Here is a 2,105-nt window from a genome sequence, read left to right as displayed (position 1 = left end):
AGTCCGCAGCCATGGCCTCGCAGGCAGCCCGGCCCGGCCCGGCGATACAGGCGACCACGCAGGCCGGGATCACTGACTTGGTGGGTGCCGACGAGCAGAACGCCGAAGAGATCCGGGCGCTGGGGCTGCAGGCGACACCTGGTGTGACTGTGCCGCCGGTGCCCGGGGGTGCGTCGGTTTAGCGCCACCGCGGCGTAGGCCGTTTGTTGTCCTTGTACGCCTTGTTGGTGCACTGGCGGCGGGCGGCCCCGTTGGTCATCGTCGCGCGGTTCGCATGGCATGTTGCATGGGCCCCATTACCGGTGGACTACTGGAAGACCTGCCGCGCCTGTAGTGTCCCTCGATCATGAAAGCGATGCTGCTCGCAGCGGCGATCGCCGGCTGGGGCACGGCGCCAGTCGCCGTTGCCGATCCGAACGGCGGCGGCGCGCAATGGGTGGAGACTCATGCGGGTCGACCGGGGATGTTTTCGGTCAATCTGTCCAACGCCCAGGACCCGGCGATCGACCCTGGCACTTGGGTCGGCACCGCGAGAAGCCCGGACCCGAACATCTTGGTCCCGTGTTCAACGTGGCAGTGGCGTGGAGAGGATCGCCACGACACCGTGAGCATGTTCGCCACAGAACCTGGTGAGTCCAAGGTGAAGTTCGTTATACAAAGAGTTCCTGGCCATATCCAGTTGTCCGGCGACTGCGATTGGATGGGAGGCGGGGGTGGCTGAGACCCACATCGGAAGTGCCGCTGCTCGGCCTCCCGCAGTCCAGGCCAAGCCGCCGTTGACGTCCGACGAGGCGGCTGCGGGACCGGGCGGCAACATGGGCGGCGGGATCGGCGCGCAAGGGCAAAGCGGCGGCGGCCGATTCAGCAGTGTTGGCCTGCAGATGAATAACCCGGTCTTCGACACCAACGATGCCGGTGCGGTGCACGATGAGCTGTCGCGCAACTAATCGGCCTATGCGGCCCAATACCAGACGCGGACGCCGTGACGAACCACCCGGGGGCCGACGCTAAGACCCGCGTACCAGGCGCATTTTTTGTCTAGCGCACTTTACTAGAAATAGTCTAGTTAACTAGACTATTATGTGTGGTGAAGGAAGAACCGACGCGGGAAGTAGTCAAACGGCTGAAGCGAGCTGGCTTCATGCGGATAAGCACCGAGGGTAGTCATTCAAAGTGGGCTCACCCGAGTGGCCCGTGGGTGTCCGTCCCGGATGGGCACCGCATGATAAGCCCCGGCGTCGTGCGCCAAGTTGACAACGCCATCGCGGCGACGATACCGAAGAAAGGCCAAAGCGAGAACGGGAGAAGTGATGGCTGAGTACAAGATTGAGATCACCCGGGATGGCCGCTGGTGGATGGTCCACATTCCTGAGTTCGACGGCCTCACCCAGGCGCGGCGACTCTCCGAGGCAGAACTGATGGGCCGCGAGTGGATCGCGGTGTCCACCGGTACGCCCATCAACGATATTGCCGTTCACGTTGCCGGGATCTATATCGATGGCGTGGACGTGCGCAAGGGAGCCAGCGAGGTGTCGATTTTGCGTCACCAAGCCGCCACGGCTGAACAGGCCGCCCAGGCGGCAGCCGGAAGCTTCGCGAAGCGCCTCACCGGGTCCGGCATTCCGGTGCGGGACATTGCGACGCTCCTCGGCGTGTCCCCTCAGCGTGTGAGCCAACTCGCCACCGCATCGAAGGAAGCAGCCGCGCGTCGGCTCGTTGGGGTCGAGGTCTCCCGGCCACGCGCGCGCAAACAGGTTGCGGCGGGGAGCGGCCGCGGCCCGGCAGCCGCCGCGGCCGCAAAGGACGCCACGAGGTCACGTAAGAGGTCACGCACAACCTGAATCGCTGCTGCACCCTCGGGCCTGGTTGAGGTCACCGACGTGTCTAAATCCCTGGCGAAGGCCGTCGTGATCGTCTGGTCGATAGCGATCTTTGTCGGCGTCTTTCTCGGCCTGCCGGCGTTGCTGACAGCCCTCGGCGTGGAAATCAACCTTGGACTGATCGTCAATGCCATGGTCGCCACCAGCGATCGACGCGAGCGGAAACAAGAACGCGACTCCGAGGATCCGCCCAAGCCAAACTTGTGGTTATCAAGCCGTTCCGCC

5 protein-coding genes and 1 pseudogene are annotated in these 2,105 nt (G+C 64.3%); all 6 read left to right on the top strand.

The window, feature by feature from the left end:
* Nucleotides 1–182: pseudogene (locus tag VML93_RS35100) on the top strand (hypothetical protein); the annotation flags it as partial.
* A gap of 173 nt (nucleotides 183–355) precedes the next feature.
* Entirely contained in the window at nucleotides 356–721 is a 366-nt protein-coding gene (locus VML93_RS35095; RefSeq protein WP_325617919.1) for a hypothetical protein, read from the top strand.
* On the top strand, nucleotides 714–947 hold the full coding sequence (locus tag VML93_RS35090; RefSeq protein ID WP_325617917.1) for a hypothetical protein: 234 nt from the start codon (nucleotides 714–716) through the stop codon (nucleotides 945–947). The genes VML93_RS35095 and VML93_RS35090 overlap by 8 nt, the downstream gene beginning before the upstream one ends.
* 137 nt (nucleotides 948–1,084) lie before the next feature.
* Nucleotides 1,085–1,318, top strand: a complete 234-nt coding sequence (locus tag VML93_RS35085) for a type II toxin-antitoxin system HicA family toxin (protein WP_325617915.1) — start codon at nucleotides 1,085–1,087, stop codon at nucleotides 1,316–1,318.
* Nucleotides 1,311–1,841 carry a HicB family toxin-antitoxin system gene (locus VML93_RS35080; RefSeq protein WP_325617913.1) on the top strand — a complete coding sequence of 177 codons (531 nt, stop codon included), beginning with the start codon at nucleotides 1,311–1,313 and terminating at the stop codon, nucleotides 1,839–1,841. The genes VML93_RS35085 and VML93_RS35080 overlap by 8 nt, the downstream gene beginning before the upstream one ends.
* Before the next feature lie 39 nt (nucleotides 1,842–1,880).
* The coding region (locus VML93_RS35075; RefSeq protein WP_325617911.1) for a hypothetical protein at nucleotides 1,881–2,105 on the top strand (225 nt) is incomplete at its 3' end.

Origin of the sequence: Mycobacterium sp. (genome assembly GCF_035499775.1) — a bacterium.
Taxonomy (GTDB): Bacteria; Actinomycetota; Actinomycetes; order Mycobacteriales; family Mycobacteriaceae; genus Mycobacterium.
Note: the sequence above shows the minus strand (reverse complement) of the source record. Positions and strands in the feature narration are given on the sequence as shown.

What these genes read in the sequence shown, in the direction of transcription:
- VML93_RS35095 (WP_325617919.1), top strand. Translation starts at nt 356, where the DNA reads ATGCTGCTCGCAGCGGCGATCGCCGGCTGGGGCACGGCGCCAGTCGCC.
- VML93_RS35080 (WP_325617913.1), top strand. Translation starts at nt 1,311, where the DNA reads ATGGCTGAGTACAAGATTGAGATCACCCGGGATGGCCGCTGGTGGATG.